This window comes from Nocardia sp. NPDC003693, assembly GCF_053981095.1.
Genome location: NZ_JBSFNO010000068.1, coordinates 20,685 through 27,723, shown reverse-complemented (window position 1 = coordinate 27,723; position 7,039 = coordinate 20,685). Strand labels below are relative to the sequence as shown.

The 7,039-nt window shown below is 69.2% G+C and carries 8 protein-coding genes; 3 read left to right on the top strand and 5 right to left on the bottom strand.

The window, feature by feature from the left end:
• Nucleotides 1-104: 104 nt before the first annotated feature.
• Nucleotides 105-1,001 carry an oxygenase MpaB family protein gene (locus ACWDOP_RS38205; protein WP_456348978.1) on the bottom strand — a complete coding sequence of 299 codons (897 nt, stop codon included), beginning with the start codon at nt 999-1,001 and terminating at the stop codon, nt 105-107.
• A 158-nt stretch (nt 1,002-1,159) separates the two neighbouring features.
• Between ACWDOP_RS38205 and ACWDOP_RS38200 the strand changes: the two genes are divergently transcribed.
• Nucleotides 1,160-1,801 carry a TetR/AcrR family transcriptional regulator gene (locus tag ACWDOP_RS38200; protein ID WP_456348977.1) on the top strand — a complete coding sequence of 214 codons (642 nt, stop codon included), beginning with the start codon at nt 1,160-1,162 and terminating at the stop codon, nt 1,799-1,801.
• Nucleotides 1,802-1,885: 84 nt separating this feature from the next.
• On the opposite strand, the gene ACWDOP_RS38195 is transcribed toward ACWDOP_RS38200, so the two are convergent.
• Genes ACWDOP_RS38195 through ACWDOP_RS38185 form a run of 3 tightly spaced genes read right to left on the bottom strand, consistent with a single transcriptional unit; the run spans nt 1,886 to nt 3,647 of the window.
• Complete coding sequence (locus ACWDOP_RS38195) at nt 1,886-2,356, bottom strand: barstar family protein (protein WP_456348976.1); 471 nt, start codon at nt 2,354-2,356, stop codon at nt 1,886-1,888.
• On the bottom strand, nt 2,356-2,844 hold the full coding sequence (locus ACWDOP_RS38190) for a ribonuclease domain-containing protein (RefSeq protein ID WP_456348975.1): 489 nt from the start codon (nt 2,842-2,844) through the stop codon (nt 2,356-2,358). The genes ACWDOP_RS38195 and ACWDOP_RS38190 overlap by 1 nt, the downstream gene beginning before the upstream one ends.
• Complete coding sequence (locus ACWDOP_RS38185; protein WP_456348974.1) at nt 2,841-3,647, bottom strand: exodeoxyribonuclease III; 807 nt, start codon at nt 3,645-3,647, stop codon at nt 2,841-2,843. The genes ACWDOP_RS38190 and ACWDOP_RS38185 overlap by 4 nt, the downstream gene beginning before the upstream one ends.
• Before the next feature lie 63 nt (nt 3,648-3,710).
• Here ACWDOP_RS38185 and ACWDOP_RS38180 point away from each other — a divergent pair, with 63 nt between their 5' ends.
• Together ACWDOP_RS38180 and ACWDOP_RS38175 are read left to right on the top strand one after the other, a co-directional pair.
• The gene (locus ACWDOP_RS38180) at nt 3,711-4,571 is read left to right on the top strand and encodes an alpha/beta fold hydrolase (protein WP_456348973.1); all 861 of its coding nucleotides are present in this window, start codon (nt 3,711-3,713) and stop codon (nt 4,569-4,571) included.
• Between the two features lie 95 nt (nt 4,572-4,666).
• Nucleotides 4,667-5,482 carry an SAM-dependent methyltransferase gene (locus ACWDOP_RS38175; RefSeq protein ID WP_456348972.1) on the top strand — a complete coding sequence of 272 codons (816 nt, stop codon included), beginning with the start codon at nt 4,667-4,669 and terminating at the stop codon, nt 5,480-5,482.
• Between the two features lie 4 nt (nt 5,483-5,486).
• Here the strand turns inward: ACWDOP_RS38175 and ACWDOP_RS38170 are convergent, their stop codons facing one another.
• Entirely contained in the window at nt 5,487-7,034 is a 1,548-nt protein-coding gene (locus tag ACWDOP_RS38170; RefSeq protein ID WP_456348971.1) for a PTS ascorbate transporter subunit IIC, read from the bottom strand.
• Nucleotides 7,035-7,039 lie beyond the last annotated feature (5 nt).

The following is a 7,039-nucleotide window of genomic DNA, read 5'->3' as shown; positions in this document are numbered from 1 at the left end:
CTCGTAACCCGGTTCTTCCCTCCTCCGCTCCTCCGCTTCGCTCCCCCGCTCCGTCAGTCCAGAACCGGGCGGGCCGCGAACCACGAGGCGAGAGTAGATCGAGGTCAGCTGACCCGGGCGTGTCGAGGCCTTGCGTCAACCCCCGGCATACTCGGCCGCCCGGAGTTCACCAGCTTCTGTTCGCGGCGGGTGGCCAGGCGGTAGAGCGGGTAGCTGGGCCCGGTCAGGGTGCCGCGCAGCAGTTTCGGGGCCAGCGGCGGGGACAGGTGTGCGGTGCGCACGGCCTGCGCGAGGCCGCGGCAGGCGATCTCCTCGCGGATTCCCCAGGTCAGGCCGTACATCTCGCGGATGCGCGGGGGCAGGCTGCCCTGGACCAGCAGATTGAAGCCGCCGAGGGCCTGCTGCACGGGCACCGGCATGGGATAGGGCACCTGCTGGCCCATCAGGTAGCCGCCGACGACCCTGGCCTCGTCGGTGAGGAAGACCTCGTCCGAGGCGAGGTAGCCGTCGAAGACCCGGCGGAATTCGGGGTAGCTCGCGGGCGCGGCGTCGCGCGGCATGCCGAACAGTTCACCCCAGCGCACGTAATCCTGGTACAGCCCTTCGCGTTCGGTCGCGGTGAGCCTGCGGACGAGCAAATCGTGCATGACCTCGGCGGAATCGAAGGTGAAGGCCATGGTCATGAACATGAGTTGCGGATCGTGCGCGGAGTACCGGGTGCCGGCCGGGTGGTGGCTGCCCGCGTCCTCGGGCAGTCCGCCCTGGACCTTGGCGTGCCGCTTGTGGGTGAACGCGCGCGCCCGGTCGGCCTCCTCCTTCGTGCCCAGCGACACCGCTTCGAAGAGCCGTCCGGTGAGCGCGAGCCGGGTGTAGGGGGTGGTCCGGTGCTGGGTGTTCTCGGCGGTGCCGACGTAGAGCAGCGGGTGCACGGCCCCGATCACCAGTGCGCGCTGACCGTAGGTGAGCCCCACCGCGCGCTTGCGCATCACGCGCCGAATCATCGAGTCATCGGAGAAATATCCGGTATCCGACCGTGCAGGCATCGTTGCCTCCCGAAGCAGTGTGTGATGCGAACCACCACATCTGGAAAAAGAGTCCCCCAGATTCGAGAATCTGGCAAGACCTACCCCCAGAACTGCGCCCGTGCCAGAATCGACCCGTGACCGGGCAACGCACGTACGGCGGAATCTCCGCGGCGCAGCGCCGCGCCCAGCGCCGCGCGACCCTGCTGGACGCGGCCCTGGACATCCTCGGCACGCACGGCGTCGACAAACTGACGGTCGCCGCCCTGTGCACCGGCGCGAACCTCAACGAGCGCTACTACTACGAGAATTTCGACGGCCGCGACGCGGTGCTGTCGGCCCTGTTCGACGCCATCGCCGAGGAGCTGGCCGGGACCCTGATCCTGGCCCTGCACACCGCCCCCGCCGATTCCCGCGCCAAGGCCCACGCCGCCATCACCGCCGGCGTCCACGTCCTGACCGACGACCCCCGCAAGGCCCGCGTGGCCCTGGTGGTGAGCTCGGCGACCCCTGAGCTCCGCACCCGCACGGTCCACACGGTCCGCGCCTTCGCGAACATGGTCGCCGCCGAAGGCACCGACTTCTACAACCTCGCTCCCCCAACCCCCAACCCCGCCATCACCTTCCGCGCGACCTACCTGGTAGGCGGCCTGATCCAGACCCTGGCCGCCTGGCTCCAGGGCGACCTGCCCATGACGAGGGACGAGCTGATCGCCCAGACGACGGATGTCTTCGTTCTCCTGGGCGAGGATCTGGCAGCACAGCTGCGCAACGCCTGACAGGCTCCCGGCAGCAGAGCCGCGGAGCGCAGTGCAAAGCCATGGTTCGACGTATGTGCGGTCCGCCCGGGCTGCCCGCTCCGCCTACAGCTCGCGGCGGTCCCAGTCGAGGGTGGTGGCGGGCAGGCCGGGGACCCCGCCCTGCAGGATCACGCGGAAGGTGGTTTTCAACGGGGTCCAGTAGGCCGCGCAGTCGGTCATGGCGGCGGCGAACCAGTCGAGCTCGGCGGGCTGGTCGGCCAGCAGATCGGGGGCGTTGCGGACCAGCAGGACGTAGCCGTCGGCCTCGCCCAGGGACTCGGCGAGGTCGCGGAGGCACTCGTCGAAGGCGTCCTTGTTCGCGCCGAAGTAGTAGGGGAACTGCAGGGCGGCGGCGAACTCGTCGAAAACACCTGCGACGGTCCGCATCCGGGGGGCGCGCAGCTCGCGGGAGACGTAGGTGCGGGGCAGGGCGTAGCGCAGGCCGCTGAAGTCGGGGGCCTGCACCCGCAGCGCGCCCAGCACGGGGTCGGCGGGCCGGGACAGGAACTGCGACAACGAGATCGGGGTGGCCATCAGCGCATCCTCGTGAAGGTGTCGTAGTGGTCGGCGGTGTACCAGGCGGAGCCGTCGCTGCCGGTGACGATGCGCTCCGCACCCCGGTCCTGGCCCCGCCGTTTGGGATTCACATCCCACTCGCGATAGCTGATGTTCTTCCCCGCGGCGTCACGCGCGGGCAGCGCCCGGTTGCGATTGAAATAGGTGTCCCCGCCGCGCGTTCCGGGCGCGCCCGCCGAGTCCGGCCAGCGCCCGGCGTCGATCTCGACGAGCGTCAGGTAGGCCCGGTCCGGCACCCCCGCGACCTTGGCGGGCGCGGAGGCGCTCGGCTGTCCGACCGCCCCCGGGTTCGACGGCTTGGGCGCGGCCGTCGAGGTCACCGCAGGCCGGGCGTCCCCACCCCGGTCCACGCTGTCGTTCCCGCGCGCCAGCAACAGCGCGAGCAACACCAGCGCCACCGCGCCGCCCAGCAGCAGCCACGCGCGCACCCGCGGCGAGATCGTCACCGGTACTGGACCGTCACGGGCGCGTGGTCGGACCAGCGCTCCGCGTAGGTGGCGGCCTTCTCCACCACGGCCTGCTTCGCGCGGCCGGCGATGTCGCCGCGGGCGAGCTGGTAGTCGATGCGCCAGCCGGCGTCGTTGTCGTAGGCGCGACCGCGGTAGGAGTGCCAGCTGTACGGGCCCGGCACGCCCGGGTGCAGCTCGCGGACCACGTCCACGTACCCGGCCGCGAGCATCGCGGACACCCACGCCCGCTCCTGCGGGAGGAAGCCGGAGTTCTTGACGTTGCCCTTCCAGTTCTTGATGTCGAGCTCGGTGTGCGCCACGTTCCAGTCGCCCATGATCACGAAGTCGCGGTCGATCCCGGTCATCCGCGCGCCGACCTCGTCGAGGAACCGGTACTTCTCGTCCTGCATCGGGGTGTCGGCCTCGCCGGTGTGCACGTAGACGCTCGCGACGGTCAGCTCGTCGAAATCGGCCTCGATGTAACGCCCGATGCTCGCGAATTCGGTTCCGGGAACCCAGTTTCCGTCCACCATGACCCCGGGCCCGATCCGCACCGCGTCCGGCTGCCTGCGGGACAGGATCCCCACCCCCGCGCGCCCCTTGATCCCGGGTTCGGCGTGGCTCAGATACCACCCGGCATCGAGCGCGGGAGCCAGCACGCTACGCGTTTGCTCCTCGGTCGCCCGGGTCTCCTGTAGGCAGACGATATCGGCCTCGGTGACAGCCAGCCAGGCGAGCAGACCCTTGGGGGCCGCCGCGCGAACTCCATTGACGTTTACCGTGCTGAGGATTTTGGGCACCCTACGACCGTACAATGCCGCTATCCAACCTTCTCCGTGGACATCGAGGTCCAGGAAGGGGTGATGACGATGACGTCAGGCACCGCCAAGCCCGCCACCCCGCTCGCCCCCATGCGCGCATTGCACACCGGTTCCGGTGATCCACTGCTCCTGCTGCACGGGTTCATGATGTCCCCGCACTGCTGGGAGGGGGTCGCGGAGCGGATGGCAAGCCATTGCGAGGTGTTCGCTCCCGCCTTCACCGGCCACTGGGGCGGCCCGGAGTTCGAGGGCTGGTACCTCGATGTCAGTGCCCTTGCCGATCGGGTCGAAGACCAATTGGACGAGATGGGCTGGCGCACCTGCCATATCGCGGGCAATTCGCTCGGCGGCTGGGTGGGTTTCGAGCTCGCGCGCCGCGGCCGGGCCCGCACGCTCACCGCTATCGCCCCCGCCGGTGGCTGGCAAACCCCCTCCGCGCTGCAGGTGAAGGTCGGCCTGAAGTTCCTGTCGCTGGTGCCGGTGGTCGAGGTGGGTAGACGCCTGCCGAACGCCATCGCCTTCAGCGCCCCGGTGCGCTCGGCGGTGGCCCTGCTGCTGTCCAAGAACGGCGCCGCGGCCCCGCGCCGCGCGGTCGAGGCGGCCATCACCTCGGCCATGAACTGCCGCGCCATGCTCCCGATGATCGCCGGCGCGTTGCGCGCCCCCGATCTCGAGGACATGTCGGACCTGAAAACCCCTGTGCGCCTGCTCATGTGTGAGAACGACCGGATCATTCCGTACCAGACCTATGCTCGTCGTTTCCTGCAGGAACTGCCCGAGTCCGCGGATCGCATCCTGATCCACGACGTCGGCCACGTCCCCATGCTCGAGGCCCCCGATCGTATTGCCACCCTGATCGCCGAGCACGTCTACGCGAGTCGCACTCGTTTGCGCGCGGTCTGAATTCCCCAAGCGCCCCACCGGATCCCGTTCGCTCCTAGGATCGAACGGGCAAGGATAGCCAGAGTAGGTCCGGGTCGGACAGGGGTGATTTTCAGATGAGTGTGCAACCGAAGGTCGATCAGACACAGCCGAGTGTCGCGCGCGTCTACGACTACATGTTGGGCGGTAAGGACAATTACGCGGTCGACCGCGAGGTCGGCGATTTCTTCTTCAAGGATCTGCCCGGGTCGGTGGCGATCGTCTACTCCAACCGCCAGGCCCTGGTGCGCGCGGTGGACGAGATGGCCCGCAGCGGCATCGACCAGTTCCTGGACATGGGCAGTGGGCTGCCGACGGCGGACAACGTACACCAGGTGGCGCAGCGGGTGAATCCGGATGCGCGCGTGGTGTACGTCGACAACGATCCGATCGTGCTCGCGCACGGCCGGGCGCTGCTGGCCACCCAGGACACCACGGCGGTCATCCAGGCCGACCTGACCGAGCCCGAATCCATCCATCACAGCGAGGAAGTCGAGCGGCTCATCGATTTCAGCCGCCCGGTCGGCGTCATCTTCAGCGCCATCCTGCATCACCTGAACGACGAGGAGAAGCCCGCCGACCTGGTGCGCTACTGGGCCGATCTGGCGCGGCCCGGCAGCCCGTTCTACATCTCGCACTTCCGCACCGGTCAGAACGAGGAGACCAAGGCCGCGGAGGACAAGCTCCAGGCCACGTTCGGTCGCGGCCGCTGGCGCACCGACGCGGAGATCGCGGGCCTGTTCGGCGATCTCGACATGGTCGCCCCCGGGGTGGTCCCGTCGGCGCTGTGGCATCAGGAATCTCAGGGCGACATGACCCGAATCGGCGCCCACGTCCAGGAATTGACGGTGTGGGAGGAACTGATCGGGTCCGCGATGGCCCGTAAGCCCTAGCGGGCTACTCCGGCGGCGGCGGAACGGGCGCGCCCCGCGGCGGCGGTATCTTCGGGTATCGCCGCGCACCCGCCGCCACCGGTTCCCCGAGGGGATCCGGCAGCGTGGACACTCCCAGCTCGGCGTCGCGCCGGGCGCCCGGATCCCAGCCCGCGGCAACCACTTTCGTCTGCATCACGATCGCGGCGAGCAGAATCACCGCGCCGATCGCGAGCGCCGCCACCACCGCGCCCCAGCCGCCGAGCTTCGCCGCGGTGCCGATGGACGTGCCGAACCAGCCGTAGTCGGCGTCGCCGAACGTCGTGTTCTCCTCGCCGAAGGGCCCCAGCACCTGCAGCAACAACGCGGGCAGGAAGGTGATGAGCACGCCGTTGACGAACGCGCCCGCGATCGCGCCCCGGCGGCCGCCCGTGGCGTTGCCGTACACGCCGGCGGCGCCGCCGGTGAAGAAGTGCGGCACCAGCCCGGGCAGCACGAGGGTCAAGCCGAACAGCGGATTGAAGATCCAGGTCAGCAGTCCCAGGCTGACCAGTCCGCCGATGAAGCTGGAGATGAACCCGAGCAGCACCGCGTTCTGCGCGTACGGGAACACGATGGGCGCGTCCAGCGCGGGCACCGCGCCCGGCACCACGCGCGCGGCGATGCCCTGGAAGGCGGGCACCAGCTCACCCAGGATCGTGCGGACGCCGAAGAGGATGACCGCCACCGCGATTCCGAACTGCAGGCCCTGGCTCACCGATTTCATCAGGTAGTTCCCGATGTTCGTCGCGCCGTCCGGGAACGCCCGGTACGCCTCGTCCGCCCCGACGCGCACCAGGAAGATCACCGCCAGGACGAGATAGAGCAGCACCATCGACAGCGCCGTGGCCACCATCGAATCGCGCAGGAAGCGCAGGCCCTCCGGCAGATTCATCTCTTCGGTGCTGCGGCTGCGCTTGCCGACGAGCTGACCGGTCGCACCGGCCGCGACGTATCCGGCGGTGCCGAAGTGCCCGATGGCCACGTCGTCGCCGCCGGTGACCCGCCGCGTCCACGGCTGGGCCAGCGCGGGCAGCGCCACCATGACGATGCCGAGCAGAATGCCGCCGGTGAGAACCACCACCGGCGTGGAGAAGCCGGCCACCGCCAGCACCATGGTCAGCAGCGTGGCCATGAACAGCATGTGATGGCCGGTCAGGAAGACGTAGCTCAGCGACGTGAACCGGGCCAGCAGCAGGCTGATGGCGAACCCGAGGATCATGAGCCAGGTGACCTGCGCGCCGTATTCGGCCTGCGCGATAGCCACGATCGCCTCGTTGGTCGGGATGACGCCGTGCGCGCCGAGCGCGCCCTGGATCATGATCCCGAGCGGTTTCAGCGACAGCACCACCAGGCCCGCGCCGGCCCCGATGAGCAGGAAGCCGAGGGTGGCCTTGATGGCCCCGCCCACCACCTGCCCGGTGGATTTGCGCAGCGCGATCAGCCCGACGGCGGTGATGATGCCGATGAGATACGCGGGCTGACTGAGGATCTCGTTGACGATGAACTGGGCTATGGCCAGGACGACGTTCACGGGGC